The organism is Streptomyces griseoruber, from assembly GCF_001514205.1.
Taxonomy (GTDB): domain Bacteria; phylum Actinomycetota; class Actinomycetes; order Streptomycetales; family Streptomycetaceae; genus Streptomyces; species Streptomyces griseoruber.
The window spans coordinates 49,782-66,466 of sequence record NZ_KQ948789.1; the positions used below are offsets into that span (position 1 = coordinate 49,782).

Below are 16,685 nucleotides of genomic sequence, written 5' to 3' on the forward strand. Positions count from 1 at the left end.
GTACTCACTGTCACTGTGCTGTCCGTATGGTGACAGTGAGTTGACCGGCCACCACCGGCGTGGTGTACTCCGGATCGTGACCGACACCGATGTGCGCCTGTGGCGGAGGGTCCATATGGACCTCGTCCGCTATGCGGGCTGCGTGTGTCGCCCCTCCTGCTGAACTCGCCCCCCTCTCCCACCGGCGTGCGCCGCCGAGGCGCCTGCGCGCCCGCGCGCCGACGCACGCTCCAGCGAACGTTCCCAGGACGGTGTCCGTGTCTGTCTCCCCCGTCGTGTCCCCCGGTGCGGCCCCCTCGCAGGCCCCGCCCACCCAGGCGGACCTCCTCGACTTCGTCCGGCGGACAGCCGCCGACACCGAGCTGGTCGCCTCCCTGCCCCTCGATCCCGAGGGCCGCACCTGGGTGCGCCTGGAGGGGCCCGGTGGCAGCGAGGCCTGGCTGATCGGCTGGCCTCCCGGCACCGGCACGGGCTGGCACGACCACGCCGACTCGGTGGGCGCCTTCGTGACCGCCCGGGGCGAGCTCAAGGAGTACTCGCTCGCCGCGCGGCTGCCCACCGACGGCTGGAAGACCCTGGAGCTGACCGACGGCGTGGACCGGGAACGCACCCTGCCCGCCGGCCGGGGCCGCTCCTTCGGCCGCCACCACGTCCACGAGGTGCTCAACGAGTCGGGCGAGGAACACGCCGTCTCGGTCCACGCCTATTACCCGCCGCTGCCGCGCATCCGCCGCTTCAGCCGCACGGGGCAGGTCCTCCGCCTGGAGCAGGTCGAGCGCCCGGAGGACTGGCAGTGAGTGACGACAGCCCGCTCGGCATAGACGCGTTGCTCGACCGGGTGCGTGCGGGGTACGCGCGCGTGGAGGCCCACGAGGCGTACGAGGCCGCACGCGCGGGTGAGGCGCTGCTCGTCGACATCCGGTACGCGGCCCTGCGCGAACGGGACGGTCTGATCCCCGGGGCCGTGGTCGTCGAGCGCAATGAACTGGAGTGGCGGCTCGACCCGCAGGGCAGTCACCGCCTCCCCGAGGCCACTGGCCACGATCTCCGGGTCGTCGTGATCTGCAACGAGGGTTACGCGTCGAGCCTGGCGGCCGCCTCCCTGCACCAGCTCGGGCTGCACCGCGCCACCGATCTGACCGGCGGCTTCCAGGCCTGGAAGGCGGCGGGACTGCCGGTGACACCCCAGGTGCATTGATCACGAGCGTTGTCGACACCGGCAGGGCTTGATCATGGCGAAGACCTCCGGTGTGGTGGAGGTGTCGAGTCTTCACCGCACGGGGTCTTCGTGTTGTGGCCGCCGGAGAGGCGATGCTCCCGAGCCACGGCCCACAAGGGGATCCGGCGCCGGCGATCCGAGGGCGAGGCGGGCCTTGCCGATCGCTCCGGCAGGCCGCGCACGACGCCACACCGCACCGCGGCGACCGTGGAGGCCCGCGTCTGCCGACTGCGGCAGGCCCGCAAGCTCGGGCCGGCCCGCATCGGCCCCGTGCTGGGCCTGCACACCTGCAACCACCACCGCAGCCACACCGCACTCGCAGGCCGGCCACCCGTCAGCCGTGTGCACAACGCTGCGGGTCGATACACCTGGCCCCGGCGCACCGGCCGGTCCTCGGCCGCCGCTCCCCGGCCGCCGCCGCCCGGTCTCACTCCTTGGCCGTGGCCACCGTCACCGCGCGGACCCGCAGGGCTACCCGGCCGGGCAAGGAGGTGGCGACGAGGGCGAGCAGTCCGGCCACGGCGACCACGACCGCGTACACGAGCGGTGTGACCGCCGGTGCCGCGCGACCGGTCATACCGAGGCTGAAGGCGGTGAGGACCGCCAGGGCGATGGCGCTGCCCAGGGTCGTGGCCAGCAGGAGCACCGCCAGGGCCTCGGTGCGCAGCATGCGCAGCACCTGACGGCGGGTCGCCCCCGCGAGGCGCAGCAGCGCGAACTCCCGGACCCGTTCGGAGACCGACATCGCCAGCGTGTTGACCACGGCGATCGCCGTGAAGGCCAGGACGAGCCCCATCGCGAGCAGGTTGACCTCCGCGTTCGCCTGCTGCCGCTCGGCCTGGAGCGAGTCTGCGTCGGCCGGGGAAATCACCGTGAGTCCCGGGAACCTACGGAGCGTAGTCGCGAGTTGTGTCTGTGAGCGGTCCGTGCTGACGAGGAGGGAGGAGGAGAGCGGGTTGTCGACGTGGCGGGCGAGGAGGTCGTGCGCGAAGGTGAGGTCTCCGAAGCCGAGGCCCCTGGTATAGACGGCGGCGACGGTGAGGGTGGCGGGCGTGCCGTCGCCGAGCGTGAGCCTCAGGATGCTGCCGGGCGTCAAGTGAAGCTGGTCCGCGGCCAGTTCGCTGACGGCGATGGTGTCCTCGGTGAGCCTGGAGAGGGAGCCGGCGGTGACGTCGGGGTCCCAGGTGCGGGTGAGCCCGTCCGGGGTGACGCCCTGTGCCGCGTACTTGTCGAGGCCGACTCTGACGGTGGTCCGGACGACCTCGGTGACGGCGTCGTGTCCCGTACGGAGCTGTCGCGCCGCCTCGGCCGGGACGCCGGGTCCCCGGGAGGCGACGACCCAGTCGGCGCGGACGCCCTCGCGGGCCTGGGCTCGGGCCGCGTCACCGAGGGTGGGCTGCACGAACAGCACGGTGCAGGTCATGCCGATGAGCAGGGTGAGAGGAGTGACGACGGAGGCCATCCGGGCGGCGTTGCCGCGGAGGTTGGCGGTGGCGAGCCTGCCGCCGTGGCCGGTCAGCCGCAGCGGGCCGGACAGGACCAGCGCGGCCGCTGCGACCAGGAGCGGCCCGAGCAGGGCGACGGAGGTGGACAGGACGACGACGGCGAGGAAGGTGACGGGCGTCGACGCGGGTTCGGTCCGCAGGGCGCTGAGCACGGCGACGAGCGCGGCGCCGCCGGCGAACAGCAGCAGACCGGCGAGGAGCCGGCCCCAGGCGGGTCGGGTGCGTTCGGTCCGGGCCTCGGCGAGCGCCTCGGCCGGCCGGATCCGGGCGACCCGCCGGGAGGCGATACGGGCGGCGGCCCAGGCCCCGAACAGGGTCGCGGCGACGGCGGCGACCGGCGGGAGGACGCTGACGGTGTGCTGAAGCGTGGCGGGCACGGCGCCCAGGGCGACGAACCTGTCGTACAGCCGACCGCCCAGCACCAGTCCGAGGCCTGCCCCGACCGTGCCGGCGGCCGCTCCGACGATCAGGGCCTCGCGGCCGAGGAGCCCGCGGATCTGTCCGGAGGTGGCGGCGACGGCCCGCAGCAGGGCGAGTTCGCGATGGCGCTGCTGGACGGAGAGCGCGAAGGTCCCGACGACCACGAGGACCGCCACCAGCAAGGAGGTGCCGCCCATCGCGCCGCCCATGCTGACCAGCCTGGTGCGGGCCGCGGCGGCGTCCAGGAACTCGACCGGGCCGCGGGCGCCACCGGTGCTGACCCGCGCTCCGGTGCCGTGCAGCGCCGTGGCCACGGCCTGCCGCAGCCGCTCCGGGTCGGTGCCCGTCTTCGGCACCACCCCGAAGGCGGTGACCTGGCCGGGGCGCGCGGCGAGGCGCCGGGCCTCCTCGGCGGAGAAGAAGAGGGAGGTCTGGTGGTGTACGGCCGTGGCGGGTGCCGCGATTCCGCAGACGCGGTAGGTGCGCGGGGCCTGCGTCGACTGGACGGTGAGGCGGTCGCCGGGTGCGAGGTGGGCGCGCTCGGCGAGGTCGCGGTCGACGACGACGTCGGTCGGCTTCGTGGGGGCGGCGCCCGTGGTGAGGCGGTACGGCGTCAGCGCGGCGGAGTCCCAGGCGTGGCCGTAGCCGGGCCTGCCTTCGGCTCCGGTGCCCGTGGATGTCAGGGGCTGGGCGAGGAAGGTGAGTTCGGGGACCACTCGGGCGGTGCCGGGCAGGGCGGCGATGGTCTTCCCGAGGTCGGCGGGGAGCCAGGCGCGCTCGGCGATGGGTTTGGCCTTGTGTTTGACCTTCGTCCTGCCCTTCTTGTGTGTGACGGTGGTCCGGTGGACGTTCTGGTCGGCGGAGACCACGATCGGCGCGGCCGCGTACCGCTCGGTGCGGATGGTGCCGCGCAGTCCCGTCTCCAGCAGGGTGCCGCACGCGGTGATCAGGGCGGCCGCGCACATGAGGGCGAGGAAGGCGCCGAGGAAGCCCGCCTTGCGGGCGCGGACGGTCTTCAGGGCGTAGCGCAGCATCATGACGGACCGGTCTCTCTTCTGTTGTGTGCCTGCTCGTGGGGGTCGGGGGCGGGGTGGGCGAACAGGCGGGTGAGGACGGTGCGTGCGCCGGGCGGGGTCTCGGTCTCGGTCTCGGGGCGCTTGTAGCGGTTGAGGAGGGCGATGTACTCCTCGAAGAACTCCCGGAGTTCGGGCAGCGTGAGCCGGATCGTCCCGCGCGAGTACGGGAAGGCGTCGGCCCAGGGGTCGCCGTCGGCCGCGCCCCGCTGGAGCCGCTCGAAGAGGTCCAGGTCGGCGGCGTAGGCATGGTGGTTCAGCTCGTCCATGACATGCCGCATCTCGGGGCTCTGGCGGCTGCGCGGCGGGAAGCGGCGATCGCCGGGCACCACCCGCCACCAGCGCTCCCGGTGCGCGGACGGTGCCGCGTCCCGTGCCTCGGGAGGCTCCCCGCCGGTCTCCTCGACGAGACCGTGTCTGGCCAGTTCACGCAGGTGGTAGCTGGTGGATCCGGTGTTCAGGGCGAGGGCTCGGGCGAGGGTCGCCGAGGTGGCGGGGCCGTGCAGCGTCAGATGTTCGAGCATGCGCTGACGGCGGGGCTGGGCGAGTGCCTTGAGCGCGGCGAGATCACCGATCTCGACGGGCGTAGGAAGCGCTGGGGGCATGCGTACACAGTCGTCTGTGCACACCCGTCTGTGCATTGCGGTGGCCCGGTGTCCTCAGCGGGGGTTTTCCCCACCCCCAGCCGCACTCGTCCGCGAAGAGGATCAGCGCACGTGTGTTTCCAGCCTTTCCGCTTTCACACCCTCAGTCCCCGTACTCCATGAGGAACTCCGTGTCCTCCCCCTCCTCCTCCAGCGCCTGCCGGACCACCCGCAGGGCCATGCCCTCGGAGTAGCCCTTGCGGGCGAGCATGCCCGCGAGGCGGCGGATCCGTCTGTCGCGGTCGAGGCCTCGGGTCGAGCGGAGTCTGCGGGCGACGAGGTCACGCGCGGTCTCCTCCTCCCGCTCGGAGTCGAGCTGGGCGACGGCCTCGTCGATCAGCGTCGGGGCGACCCCCTTGGTCCGCAGCTCCCGCGCGAGCGCGCGCCGGGCCAGTCCGCGGCCGTGGTGCCGGGACTCCACCCAGGCGTCCGCGAAGGCACTGTCGTCGATCAGCCCGACCTCCTCGAACCGCGAGAGCACCTCCTCGGCGACGTCGTCCGGGATCTCCCGCTTGCGCAGGGCGTCGGCGAGTTGCTTCCGCGTGCGCGGGGTCCCGGTGAGCAGGCGCAGACAGATCGCCCGCGCCCGCTCAGCCGGGTCCCCCGAAGACTCTTCCCGCTCGGCCCTCGACGAGGGAGAAGAGCCTCCGTCCTCGGCGGACGGCTCTCCGAAGCCGCGACGACGACGTCCGCGCCCGCCGCGCGGGCCGCCCTCGCCACCGCGTCCGGCCGCCCGGCCGCCACGGCGCGGGCCGTCACCCTGCGCGCCGTCGTCGCCGTACGGCAGGTCACCCGGCCGGTCGTCGCCGCCCCGGGCGGAACCGTCGTGGTCCCCGCTCCCCGGCTCCCAGGAGGTGCCGGGGTGGGCGTCGTACTCGGCCCAGTCCGTTCGTCGTGTCACGGATCAGCTCTTGGCGGTCGCGGCCTTGGTCTTGGCGGTCTTGGCGGCGGATGCCGGTACCGTCTTGGCCTCGTCCGCGGGCGCGCCCGGAGTGGCCGCGGCATCCGTGCCCGGCTCGGCGGCGGGCTCCTCCCGGCGGACGCCGACGCCCAGCTTCTCCTTGATCTTCTTCTCGATCTCGTTGGCGAGATCGGGGTTGTCCTTCAGGAAGTTACGGGCGTTCTCCTTGCCCTGGCCGAGCTGGTCGCCCTCGTACGTGTACCAGGCGCCGGCCTTGCGGACGAAGCCGTGCTCCACGCCCATGTCGATCAGACCGCCCTCGCGGCTGATGCCCTGGCCGTAGAGGATGTCGAACTCGGCCTGCTTGAAGGGCGGCGCGACCTTGTTCTTGACGACCTTGACCCGGGTGCGGTTGCCGACCGCGTCGGTGCCGTCCTTCAGGGTCTCGATGCGGCGGATGTCCATGCGCACCGAGGCGTAGAACTTCAGCGCCCGGCCACCGGTCGTGGTCTCCGGCGAGCCGAACATCACGCCGATCTTCTCGCGGAGCTGGTTGATGAAGATCGCGGTGGTCTTGGACTGGTTGAGCGCGCTGGTGATCTTCCGCAGCGCCTGGCTCATCAGACGGGCCTGGAGACCGACGTGGCTGTCGCCCATCTCGCCCTCGATCTCCGCGCGCGGGACGAGCGCGGCGACGGAGTCGATGACGATGAGGTCGAGGGCGCCGGAGCGGACCAGCATGTCCACGATTTCCAGGGCCTGCTCGCCGTTGTCCGGCTGGGACAGGATCAGGTTGTCGACGTCGACGCCGAGCTTGCGCGCGTACTCGGGGTCGAGGGCGTGCTCCGCGTCCACGAAGGCCACCTGGCCTCCGGCCCGCTGCGCGTTCGCCACCGCGTGCAGCGTCAGGGTCGTCTTGCCGGAGGACTCCGGTCCGTACACCTCCACCACTCGGCCGCGCGGGATGCCGCCCACGCCGAGCGCGACGTCGAGTGCGGTCGACCCTGTGGGGATGACCTCGATGGGCTCGTTCGGCCGCTCGCCCATGCGCATGACCGCGCCCTTGCCGAACTGCCGTTCAATCTGTGCGAGTGCGGCATCCAGGGCCTTCTCGCGGTCGGTTCCTGCCATGGGTTCCACCCGGTTTGCTTGAGTCGATCGCTTCACGTCAAAGACGCTAACGCCTGCCACTGACAATGCGCCCCGACGCCGGTCCAGCCTGTGGATAACTCAGGGATTTCCTCGCCCAAATCGGGATGTAACCCCCATCGCGAGCTTCGCTGGAGTCTCCATAAGAATGGATGTTCGATTTTCATGTCAAGCGCACCACACGACACCGACCACTGCTCAGGAGCCGCGGAAACCTCAGTTTCCGGTCGAGCGGCTTCCGCGCTGCTCTCGCGCTCTCACCCACAGGCTCCGCACGCGGTGGAGCAGCCGCGTGCCGTCGCCGCGGCCCCGGTGACCGTGGACGCGCGGGTCGTCGGTGACGTCGTAGCGCTTCACGTAGGCGCCCAGGAACGCCTGGAGGGTGGCGACGGCCGGGATGGCTATCAGGGCGCCTATGGCACCGAGGAGGGCCGTGCCGGCGATGACCGAACCGAAGGCGACCGCGGGATGGATGTCGACGGTCTTCGAGGTCAGCTTCGGCTGGAGCATGTAGTTCTCGAACTGCTGGTAGACCACGACGAAGATCAGCACCCACAGCGCGTACAACGGCGAGACCGTGAAGGCGATCAGCATGGGCAGAGCGCCCGCGAGATAGGTGCCGATGGTGGGGATGAACTGCGAGACCACCCCCACCCACACGGCGAGCACGGGCGCGTAGGGGATGCCGAGCGCCTCCAGCAGGACATAGTGCGCGACCCCCGAGATCAGCGCCATCAGCCCGCGGGAGTACAGGTACCCGCCGGTCTTGGCGACGGCGATCTCCCACGCGCGCAGCACCTCGGCCTGCTTGGCGGGCGGCAGGACGGAACACAGTGCGCGGCGCAGGCGCGGTCCGTCGGCGGCGAAGTAGAACGAGAACAGGGCGATCGTCAGCAGCCGGAAGAGCCCGCCCAGCACCTGGGTGGAGACGTCCAGGACACCGGCGGCGCTGTTCTGGGCGTACTTCCGCAGCCAGTCCGAGTGGAGGAGGCCCTCCTGGATGTCCACGCGGCGAAGATCGGTGTGGAACGTGGTGTTGACCCAGTTGATCACGGAGTCGAGGTAGTCCGGGAAGCCCTCGATCATCTTGATGATCTGCCCCGCGAGCATCGAGCCGAGCAGCGTGAAGAACCCGGCGACCATGATCAGCAGGCCGAAGAAGACCAGGAAGGTGGCGAACCCCCTGCGCATCCCGCGGGCCGCCATCCGGCTGACCGCGGGTTCCACCGCGAGGGCCAGGAAGAACGCGATGAGGATGTTGAGCAGCAGGCCGATGACCTGGTGGAAGGCCCAGGTGCCCAGCTGGAACACACCGACGAGCGCGAGCGCGAGGACCATCGCGCGCGGGAGCCAGCGCGGCATGCGCTCGCCCGCCGCGACGGCGACGTCGGCCGGGGGCCGGTTCGGCGGCGTCGTGCCGGACGGGGATGCGTGCCGGGCCGCCTGCCCGGTCTCGTCAGTGGGTGCCACGGCACAAGTCTCGCCTACGGCGCCGACACTCCGGCACCCCCGGGTGATCTTCCCTGTGGATCAGCGCAGCTCCGCGGGAACGTTCATCACCGCGCAGACCACGCGCCACACGTCCTTGGCCTCCCAGCCGTCCGCCAGCGCCTCGTCCACGGTGCGCCCGCCGAGTTCCGTCATCACGTGATCACGCGCGAACGTCTCGGCGTAGCCCGTGCCGAAGTGCTCGTCCATCCGCTGCCAGAAGACCGTCAACCGCATGCCCCCAGTATCCCGCCCCCGGGGGTGGCACCCGCCGGGACCGCCTGCCGAGACCGCTTTCCGCCCTACGGTCTGACCATGGCCGAAACCGGAGCATCCCCACTCCCCCCGACGCCCCCGGCGCGTTCCCCGCTCTTCCGCGCCGAGTCCTTCGTCTGGCTCACCGCGCGCGTGCTGGAGCAGCGCCTCTTCGCCTACGAGTTCCTGCACGGCGGCGCCGACCCCGTCGAGGCGGCGCTGGACGCCTACCGCAACGAGGACGGCGGTTACGGCCACGCGCTGGAGCCCGATCTGCGGGGCCCGGTGAGCCAGCCCCTGCACACCGCGCACGCGCTGCGGGTCCTGGACCGCGTCGGCCGGCTCGGCGGGCAGCGCGTCGAGCGGGTGTGCCGCTATCTCACCGCGGTCTCCACCGCCGACGGCGCCCTCCCCGCGATCGATCCCGGCCAGCGCGGCTACCCCGCCGCCCCCTTCGTCCCGATCGTGGACGACCCGCCCAGCGACCTGCTGGCCACGGGCCCGGTGGTGGGCCTGCTGCACCGCAACGACGTGTGGCACGCCTGGCTGTTCCGGGCCACGGACTTCTGCTGGCAGGCCGTGGACTGCCTGGAGCGGTCCCACCCGTACGAGATCGAGGCCGCCGTCGCCTTCCTGGACTCCACTCCCGACCGCCCGCGCGCGGAGGCGGCCGCCGACCGCCTGGGCCGCCTGGTGCGCGGCCAACGCCTGGCGGCGCTGGACCCCGACCACCTGGACGCGTTCCCGGTGGCGCCCGGGTACGCCCCCGGCGAGCACCACTTCCCGCACGACTTCGCGCGTACTCCGCGCTCCCTCGCGCGCACGTGGTTCACGGACGACGAGATGGCACGCTCCCTGGACCTCCTCGCGAGCGAGCAGCAGGAGGACGGCGGCTGGCCGGTCCGATGGCGCCACTGGGCCCCGGCGCCGACCCTGGAGGCACGCCCCATGGTGACGATCGAGGCCCTGCGCACCCTGCGGGCCCACGGCCGCCCGATCGGCTGATCGCCCGGGCCCCGGCGTCATCCGCCCAGGGCCCGCACCCCGGCCGTGACCACCACGGCCGCCGCGACGACGATCAGGAAGGGCGCCCGCAGCACCAGCGCCACGGCGGCCGCCGCAAGCCCGGCGGCCCGGGCGTCGAGCACGAGCGCGTGCCCGTCGGCGAAGGTCTGCTGGGCCGTGAGAGCGGCCAGCAGAGCCACGGGCAGCAGGGCGGCGAGCCGCCGCACGACAGGCCGCTCCAAAGCCCCGTCGGGCACGAGCAGCCCGGCGAGCTTGACGGCGTAACACCCCACAGCGGTGGCGAGGATCGCGACCCAGACACCCATCACGCACGCTCCTCGTCACGTCGCCGCCCCTTCAGGTACAGCACGGCGGGCGCGGCGAGCGCGGCCACCAGCACCGGCACTCCGGCCGGCACCACCGGCAGCAGCCCGAGCCCCAGCACGACGGCGAGCCCGGCCACGACCCGCTCGGTGCCGGTCCGCAGCATCGGCGCGAGCAGGGCCAGGAAGACGGCGGGCCCGGCCGCGTCGAGCCCCCACGCGTCCGTGTCCCCGATCGCCTCGGCCCCCAGGGCGCCCAGCAGGGTCGTGAGATTCCACAGCACGTACAGGCTCACCCCGGTGACGGTGAAGCCGATCCGGGCCGCGCGCCGCCCAGGCTGCGCCAGCGACACGGCCGCCGTCTCGTCGATCACCCACTGAGCGGCCAGCGGGCGCACCGCGCGCGGGAGAGCCAGCACCTGGGACAGCCGCAGACCGTAGAACGCGTTGCGCACCCCCAGGAAGAACGCGCCCGCGGCCGCGGTGAGCGGGTTGCCGCCCGCCGCCAGCGCGCCGACGAGCGCGAACTGGGACGCCCCGGTGAACACCAGGAGACTCAGCGCACAGCTCTGCCACACGGTGAGCCCGCTGCCCGCCGAGGTCACCCCGAAGGCGAACCCAGACAGTCCTACGGCGACGCCGACGCCCAGTCCGTCCCGGACGACGGCGGAGTCCGGTCTTCCGGCTCGGCCGGCGCGTATGTCTGAGAGAGCTGTCTGTTCTGCCACGTGTCGGACGGTAGGAGGAGCCGTCCCCGCGCGTCTTGTACGTTCTTGCGCTCGCGCTGGTACGCCCCCGGCGGCACGCCCACGATCCGGGCGAAGTGGCGGTTGAGGTGCGGCTGATCGGTGAACCCCACGGTCACCGCGGCCTCGGCGGGAGTGGTGCCGTCGTCCAGGAGCCGGCGGGCCCGCCGCACCCGGGCATCGGTGAGCCAGGCGTGCGGCGGCATCCCGAACGCGTCCCGGAAGGCACGCAGGAGCGCGAAGGAACTGGTCCCGAGTTCCCGCGCCAGCCGCTCCAGCGTCGGCGGATCGGCCATCCGCTCCTCCAGTACCCCCCGCGCGCGTGCCGCGATCCGCGCCCCGGCCGTCCGCACCTCCCGCTGCGGCAGCGCCCCGCCGTTGAGCCGCAGCAACCGCGTCACGGCGACCCGCAGCAGCGTGTCGGCGGCGAGCGCGTTGCCCTCGTCGGCGGCCCGGAGCACCTGGTGCACCAGCGCGGCGGCGTAGGCGTCCTCGATCACGGGACTCACGAACCCGGGCGTGCCCCGCAGGCTCGTCGTCTCGGCCGCGATCTCCGCCACCAGCCCGGGCAGCGGGTAGACGGCGCCGTACCGCCACCCCTGCGGAACCCCGGCCCGTCCGGTGTGCGGGGTGTCGGGGTTGACCAGCGCCAGCGCACCGGCCCCCACGTACACATCGGACCCCTGGTGCCGGAAGACCTCCGCCCCCTCGGCGACGGCGGCGATCACGAAGTGCTCATGGGTGTGCCGCAGGAACGTCTTGCGGACGTACGAGGCGCGCAGCAGATCGACACCGGGCAGTTCCGCGTACCGCCAGTGCCGGGCCGACTCACGAGAACCCGCCATGTCCCCATTCTCCGCCCCCGCCCACACCCGCGTCGCCGTCGCCATCGCCGCAGGTCGGAGTGATTGTCAGTGCCCGGGTGCAGGATGGACGCATGGTCAGCTCCGCACACCGAGCCCTCGACGGCTTCTCGCCCGCGACCCGCGGCTGGTTCACGGGGGCGTTCTCCGCGCCCACCGCGGCCCAGGCGGGCGCGTGGCAGGCCATCGCCGCGGGCTCGGACGTGCTGGTGGTGGCCCCGACCGGCTCCGGCAAGACCCTCGCCGCCTTCCTCGCGGCGCTCGACCGGCTCACCTCGACGCCTCCGCCGGCCGACCCGAAGAAGCGCTGCCGCGTCCTCTACGTCTCCCCCCTCAAAGCCCTCGCGGTGGACGTCGAGCGCAACCTCCGCAGCCCCCTGACCGGCATCCGCCAGGAGTCCGTCCGCCTGGGCCTGCCCGAACCCGAGGTCAAGGTGGGCATCCGCTCCGGCGACACCCCGCCCGCCGAGCGCCGTGCCCTCACCACCCGCCCGCCGGACATCCTGATCACCACCCCCGAGTCCCTGTTCCTGATGCTGACGTCGGCCACGCGCGACGCGCTCACGGGCATCGACACCGTGATCCTCGACGAGGTCCACGCGGTCGCCGGCACCAAGCGCGGCGCCCACCTCGCCCTCTCCCTGGAGCGTCTGGACGAGCTCCTGCCCGGGCCGGCCCGCCGCATCGGCCTCTCCGCCACCGTCCGCCCGGTGGACGAGGTCGCCCGCTATCTCTCCCCGCACCGCAAGGTGGAGATCGTCCAGCCGAAGTCGGGCAAGGAGTTCGACCTCTCGGTCGTGGTCCCCGTGGAGGACCTGGGCGAACTGGGCGGCTCGCCGGTCGCCGACGGCTCCGAGGGGGCCGAGCGCCCCTCGATCTGGCCGCATGTGGAGGAGCGGATCACGGATCTGATCCAGGCCCACCACTCCACGATCGTCTTCGCGAACTCCCGCCGCCTGGCCGAGCGCCTGTGCAACCGCCTGAACGAGATCGCGTACGAACGCGCCACGGGCCGGCCGCTGGACGAGGACCACGCCCCCGCCGAGCTGATGGGCGGCTCGGGAGCGGCCCAGGGCGCACCGCCCGTCATCGCGCGCGCCCACCACGGTTCGGTGTCCAAGGAACAGCGCGCCCTGGTCGAGGAGGACCTCAAGGCGGGCCGTCTCCCGGCGGTGGTCGCCACCTCCAGCCTGGAACTGGGCATCGACATGGGCGCGGTGGACCTGGTGGTCCAGGTCGAGTCCCCGCCCTCGGTGGCCTCGGGCCTCCAGCGCGTGGGCCGCGCGGGACACCAGGTGGGAGCGGTCTCCACCGGCGTGGTCTTCCCCAAGTACCGAGGCGACCTGGTCCAGGCGGCCGTGGTCACCGAACGCATGCGCACCGGCTCGATCGAGTCCCTGAAGGTCCCCGCGAACCCCCTGGACGTCCTGGCCCAGCAGCTCGTGGCCATGACCGCGCTGGACACCTGGCAGGTGGACGACCTGCTCGCGACGGTCCGCCGGGCCGCCCCTTTCGCGTCCCTCCCGGAGTCCGCCTTCACGGCCACCCTGGACATGCTCGCGGGCCGCTACCCCTCCGACGCGTTCGCCGAGCTGCGCCCGCGCGTGGTGTGGGACCGCGTCGCCGGCACGGTCACCGGCCGCCCGGGCGCCCAGCGCCTCGCCGTCACCTCCGGCGGCACGATCCCCGACCGCGGCCTGTTCGGTGTCTTCCTCGCGGGCGCCGACCCGAAGAAGGGCGGCGGCCGGGTCGGCGAGCTCGACGAGGAGATGGTCTACGAATCCCGCGTGGGCGACGTGTTCACCCTCGGCACCAGTTCCTGGCGCATCGAGGACATCACCCGCGACCGGGTCCTGGTGTCCCCGGCCCCCGGCGTCCCGGGCCGGCTCCCGTTCTGGAAGGGCGACCAGCTGGGCCGGCCCCTGGAGCTGGGCCGCGCGGTGGGCGCGTTCCTGCGCGAGGTCGGCTCCCTGTCCAAGGACGACGCCCGGCTGCGGCTGCTCACCGCGGGCCTCGACGCCTGGGCGGCCGACAACGTCCTCGCCTACCTGGACGAACAGCGCGAGGCCTGCGGCCATGTGCCCGACGACCGCACGATCGTCGTGGAGCGGTTCCGCGACGAGCTGGGCGACTGGCGGGTCGTCGTCCACTCCCCGTTCGGCGCGCAGGTCCACGCCCCGTGGGCGCTGGCGCTCGGCGCGAAGCTCTCCGAGCGGTACGGCATGGACGCCCAGGTCATGCACGCCGACGACGGCATCGTGCTGCGCCTGCCCGACGCCGACCTGATGGGCCTGGACCTGCTCGACCAGGAGCCGAGGAAGGCCGGGACGGAGTACGACGCGGAGCAGGCCCCGGTCGGCGCGGCGGACGTCGTCTTCGACAAGGGCGAGGTCGACCAGATCGTCACCGACCAGGTCGGCGGCTCCGCCCTGTTCGCGTCCCGGTTCCGCGAGTGCGCCGCCCGCGCGCTGCTGCTGCCCCGCCGCAACCCCGGCAAGCGCACCCCGCTGTGGCAGCAGCGCCAGCGCGCCGCGCAACTGCTTCAGGTGGCGAGCGAGTTCGGCTCGTTCCCGATCGTCCTGGAGGCGGTCCGCGAGTGCCTCCAGGACGTCTTCGACGTCCCCGGCCTGGCCGAGCTGATGGGCGATCTGGAGTCCCGCAAGGTCCGCCTGGTCGATGTCACCACCCCGGAGCCCTCGCCGTTCGCCCGCTCGCTCCTGTTCGGGTACGTCGCCCAGTTCCTGTACGAGGGCGACTCGCCGCTCGCCGAGCGCCGCGCCGCCGCCCTCTCCCTGGACTCGCGGCTGCTGGCCGAGCTGCTCGGCCAGGCGGAGCTGCGCGAGCTGCTCGACGCCGAGGTCCTCGCCGAGCTCGAACAGGAACTCCAGTGGCTCACCGAGGACCGCCGCGCCAAGGACCCCGAAGGCGTCGCCGACCTGCTCCGGCTCCTCGGTCCGCTCACCGACGCCGAACTGGCCCGGCGCGGCGCCGAACCGCAGTGGGCGCGGGAGCTGGCCTCGGCACGACGCGCCATCCGCGTCCGTATCGCCGGCACCGATCACTGGGCGGCCGTCGAGGACGCCGGCCGGCTGCGCGACGCGCTCGGCACGGCGCTCCCGGTCGGGGTCCCGGAAGCCTTCACCGAACCGGTGAAGGACCCCTTGGGCGACCTCCTCGCCCGCCACGCCCGCACCCACGGCCCGTTCACCTCGGCCACCGCCGCCGCCCGCTTCGGCCTGGGGGTCGCGGTCACCGAGGGCGCCCTGCAACGGCTCACGGCGAGCGGACGGGTCGTCCAGGGCGAGTTCCATCCGGCGGGCATCGGCCAGGAGTGGTGCGACGCGACCGTCCTGCGCCGGCTGCGCCGCCGCTCGCTGGCGGCCCTGCGGCATGAACTGGAACCGGTCGCTCCACCGGCGCTCGCCCAGTTCCTGCCCCAGTGGCAGCACATCGGCAAGGGCCACTCCCTGCGCGGGGTCGACGGACTGGTGCGTGCGGTGGAGCAGCTCCAGGGCGCCTCCGTACCGGCCTCGGCCCTGGAGAAGCTCGTTCTGCCCTCCCGCGTGAGGGACTACACCCCCGCCCTGCTCGACGAGCTCACGGCCGCCGGAGAGGTCGTCTGGGCCGGAGCGGGCGCGCTCCCCGGCAAGGACGGCTGGGTCTCGCTGTACCTGGCGGACGCCGCCCCGCTGCTGCTGCCCCCGCCCCACCCGCTGGAGCCGACGGCACTGCACCAGTCCGTCCTCGACACCCTGTCCGGGGGCTACGGTCTGTTCTTCCGCCAGATCGCCGACCAGGTCCGCGCCACCACCCATCCCGACGCCACGGACCCCCAACTCGCCGACGCCGTCTGGGACCTGGCCTGGTCCGGTCGGCTCACCAACGACACGCTGGCGCCGATGCGCTCCCTGCTGGGCTCGGGCCGCACGGCCGGCTCCACCGCCCACCGTGCCAAGCGCGCGGTCCCCCGGGGCCGTTACGGCTCCCTGACGGCCGCCGCCCGCCCCGCCTCCCGCAGCGGCCCGCCGACCGTCGCCGGCCGCTGGTCCCTCGTCCCGGCCCAGGAACCCGACCCCACCGTCCGGGCCCACGCCCTCGCCCGTACGCTCCTCGACCGGCACGGTGTGGTGACCCGGGGAGCGGTCGCGGCGGAGGGCGTCGAGGGCGGCTTCTCGGCGACGTACCGCATCCTGTCCGCCTTCGAGGAGAGCGGCCAGGCCCGGCGCGGGTACGTCGTGGAGGGCCTCGGCGCGGCACAGTTCGCGATGGACGGCGCCGTGGACCGGCTGCGCGCGGTGTCCAACGCCCGCGACCGGGGCGAGGCGGTGCCGGTCCCACCCGACGCCCGGCCGACCACCCCGGTCGCCTTCCCCGGCCCGTTCACCGACCTCTTCCCCGGCCCGTTCCCCGGCGCATCCGCCGGCGCGCCCGGCGACGGCTTCCCCGACGCCTTCCCGTCCGGGGACGAGGACGCCCCGTGGGACCCCTCGGACCCCGGCGGGTACGCCTCCGCGCACGACTTGGACTCCCCGGGCGCGGGCGGCCCCCGAGGCGGCGGCACCCCCTCCCCCTACGGTTCGGCATCCCCGTACACCCCCGAATCCCCCTACACCCCTGGCTCGCGCCACGACTCCGGCCCGGGCGGCCCCGCCCAGCGACACCGTCGTACGGCACACCGCGCCGACGACCCCGCCTCCCGCGCGGTCGTCCTCGCCGCCGCCGACCCGGCGAACGCGTACGGTGCCGCCCTGGCCTGGCCGGAGCCGCCGACGGGTGCGGGGCACAAGCCGGGCCGCAAGGCGGGCTCCCTGGTGGTGCTCGTCGAGGGTGAGCTGACCCTCTACATGGAGCGCGGCGGCAAGACCGTGCTGGCCTGGCCCTCCACCCCGGACACCGAGGGCGCCCCCACCGGCGACCCCCGTCTGCGGGCCGCGGCGGAGTCCCTCGCCCAGGCCGCCCGGGCAGGCTCCCTCGGCACGGTCACGGTGGAGCGGATCAACGGCGTCTCGGCCCTGACCTCCCCCATGGGCGTCCTTCTGGAGGGAGCGGGCTTCGTCGCGACCCCCCGGGGCCTGCGGCTGCGTGCATGACCAC

At 73.4% G+C, this 16,685-nt stretch carries 14 protein-coding genes and 1 pseudogene; 6 read left to right on the plus strand and 9 right to left on the minus strand.

Features of this window, described 5'->3' with window-relative positions:
- Window positions 1-115 precede the first annotated feature (115 nt).
- The 4 genes and pseudogenes from AQJ64_RS52145 to AQJ64_RS47320 form a co-directional block, all read left to right on the plus strand.
- Entirely contained in the window at window positions 116-163 is a 48-nt protein-coding gene (locus tag AQJ64_RS52145; protein WP_309506048.1) for a hypothetical protein, read from the plus strand.
- A gap of 94 nt (window positions 164-257) precedes the next feature.
- The gene (locus tag AQJ64_RS42155) at window positions 258-797 is read left to right on the plus strand and encodes a cupin domain-containing protein (RefSeq protein WP_079062275.1); all 540 of its coding nucleotides are present in this window, start codon (window positions 258-260) and stop codon (window positions 795-797) included.
- Window positions 794-1,198: a rhodanese-like domain-containing protein gene (locus AQJ64_RS42160; RefSeq protein ID WP_338060021.1), complete on the plus strand. Its 405-nt coding sequence runs from the start codon at window positions 794-796 to the stop codon at window positions 1,196-1,198. The genes AQJ64_RS42155 and AQJ64_RS42160 overlap by 4 nt, the downstream gene beginning before the upstream one ends.
- A 105-nt stretch (window positions 1,199-1,303) precedes the next feature.
- Window positions 1,304-1,522 (plus strand): annotated as a pseudogene (locus AQJ64_RS47320) (IS481 family transposase); the annotation flags it as partial.
- Between the two features lie 124 nt (window positions 1,523-1,646).
- Here the strand turns inward: AQJ64_RS47320 and AQJ64_RS42165 are convergent.
- The 6 genes from AQJ64_RS42165 to AQJ64_RS42190 form a co-directional block, all read right to left on the minus strand.
- On the minus strand, window positions 1,647-4,181 hold the full coding sequence (locus AQJ64_RS42165) for an FtsX-like permease family protein (RefSeq protein WP_055638534.1): 2,535 nt from the start codon (window positions 4,179-4,181) through the stop codon (window positions 1,647-1,649).
- On the minus strand, window positions 4,178-4,822 hold the full coding sequence (locus tag AQJ64_RS42170) for a winged helix-turn-helix domain-containing protein (protein WP_059203498.1): 645 nt from the start codon (window positions 4,820-4,822) through the stop codon (window positions 4,178-4,180). The genes AQJ64_RS42165 and AQJ64_RS42170 overlap by 4 nt, the downstream gene beginning before the upstream one ends.
- A 142-nt stretch (window positions 4,823-4,964) precedes the next feature.
- Window positions 4,965-5,762 (minus strand): recombination regulator RecX, encoded by a 798-nt coding sequence (gene recX / locus AQJ64_RS42175; protein WP_055638330.1) that lies wholly within the window; start codon window positions 5,760-5,762, stop codon window positions 4,965-4,967.
- 3 nt (window positions 5,763-5,765) lie between these two features.
- On the minus strand, window positions 5,766-6,893 hold the full coding sequence (gene recA / locus AQJ64_RS42180; protein ID WP_055638331.1) for a recombinase RecA: 1,128 nt from the start codon (window positions 6,891-6,893) through the stop codon (window positions 5,766-5,768).
- A gap of 234 nt (window positions 6,894-7,127) precedes the next feature.
- The gene (locus tag AQJ64_RS42185; RefSeq protein ID WP_079062277.1) at window positions 7,128-8,381 is read right to left on the minus strand and encodes an AI-2E family transporter; all 1,254 of its coding nucleotides are present in this window, start codon (window positions 8,379-8,381) and stop codon (window positions 7,128-7,130) included.
- 60 nt (window positions 8,382-8,441) lie between these two features.
- Window positions 8,442-8,636 carry a DUF3046 domain-containing protein gene (locus AQJ64_RS42190; RefSeq protein WP_055638332.1) on the minus strand — a complete coding sequence of 65 codons (195 nt, stop codon included), beginning with the start codon at window positions 8,634-8,636 and terminating at the stop codon, window positions 8,442-8,444.
- 78 nt (window positions 8,637-8,714) lie between these two features.
- On the opposite strand from AQJ64_RS42190, the gene AQJ64_RS42195 reads away from it, so the two are divergent.
- Window positions 8,715-9,659 carry a prenyltransferase/squalene oxidase repeat-containing protein gene (locus tag AQJ64_RS42195; RefSeq protein ID WP_055638333.1) on the plus strand — a complete coding sequence of 315 codons (945 nt, stop codon included), beginning with the start codon at window positions 8,715-8,717 and terminating at the stop codon, window positions 9,657-9,659.
- A gap of 17 nt (window positions 9,660-9,676) precedes the next feature.
- Here AQJ64_RS42195 and AQJ64_RS42200 read toward each other — a convergent pair whose 3' ends face one another.
- The 3 genes from AQJ64_RS42200 to AQJ64_RS42210 are packed head-to-tail and all read right to left on the minus strand — an operon-like array spanning window position 9,677 to window position 11,573.
- On the minus strand, window positions 9,677-9,985 hold the full coding sequence (locus AQJ64_RS42200; RefSeq protein WP_055638334.1) for an AzlD domain-containing protein: 309 nt from the start codon (window positions 9,983-9,985) through the stop codon (window positions 9,677-9,679).
- On the minus strand, window positions 9,985-10,710 hold the full coding sequence (locus tag AQJ64_RS42205) for an AzlC family ABC transporter permease (RefSeq protein ID WP_063788870.1): 726 nt from the start codon (window positions 10,708-10,710) through the stop codon (window positions 9,985-9,987). The genes AQJ64_RS42200 and AQJ64_RS42205 overlap by 1 nt, the downstream gene beginning before the upstream one ends.
- Window positions 10,611-11,573: an AraC family transcriptional regulator gene (locus tag AQJ64_RS42210; RefSeq protein WP_055638336.1), complete on the minus strand. Its 963-nt coding sequence runs from the start codon at window positions 11,571-11,573 to the stop codon at window positions 10,611-10,613. Before AQJ64_RS42210 ends, AQJ64_RS42205 begins: the two co-directional genes overlap by 100 nt.
- 92 nt (window positions 11,574-11,665) lie before the next feature.
- Here AQJ64_RS42210 and AQJ64_RS42215 point away from each other — a divergent pair, with 92 nt between their 5' ends.
- Window positions 11,666-16,681 (plus strand): ATP-dependent helicase, encoded by a 5,016-nt coding sequence (locus tag AQJ64_RS42215; RefSeq protein WP_059203499.1) that lies wholly within the window; start codon window positions 11,666-11,668, stop codon window positions 16,679-16,681.
- Window positions 16,682-16,685: the final 4 nt, after the last annotated feature.